This window comes from Allobosea sp. 05T433 (assembly GCF_056396065.1).
Genome location: NZ_JBFTKS010000142.1, coordinates 1 through 370, shown reverse-complemented (window position 1 = coordinate 370; position 370 = coordinate 1). Strand labels below are relative to the sequence as shown.

The window sequence follows — 370 nt, the reverse complement described above, 5'->3', positions numbered from 1 at the left end:
AGCAGGTGGTCGAGCCGGTGTTCGGGCAGATCAAGCAAGCCAGAGGCTTCCGGCAGTTGCTCCTGCGCGGTCTCGATCAGGTCCGAGGCGAATGGGCAATGATCTGTACCGCTCACAACCTCCTGAAGCTTGCAAAAGCCTCAAGATGACGACCGGGCACCGAAATCTCGCGCCCAGCCTTCCCGTCATAATCGCCCCAAAATCGTTACTCGGACGGGCTCCTAGGTGTGCGGTCTCGGGATGAGATGGTGCGGATTGATTTTGAAGGGTGACGGGTCACTGATCCAGGCGTCGCAGATGGCCTGATAGGGCGTTCGCCATCGCAGCGCCTTGAGATGCTTGGCGAAGTTGTAGGCGGTAACGAAGACCA

1 protein-coding gene and 1 pseudogene are annotated in these 370 nt (G+C 58.9%); one reads left to right on the top strand and one right to left on the bottom strand.

Annotated features, from left to right (window positions below; all coding sequences use genetic code 11):
* On the top strand, nt 1–149 hold a 149-nt coding region (locus AC1DGP_RS35410; protein WP_476833313.1), incomplete at its 5' end, for a transposase.
* 72 nt (nt 150–221) lie between these two features.
* On the opposite strand, the pseudogene AC1DGP_RS35405 reads toward AC1DGP_RS35410, so the two are convergent.
* A pseudogene (locus tag AC1DGP_RS35405) lies at nt 222–370 on the bottom strand (IS481 family transposase); the annotation flags it as partial.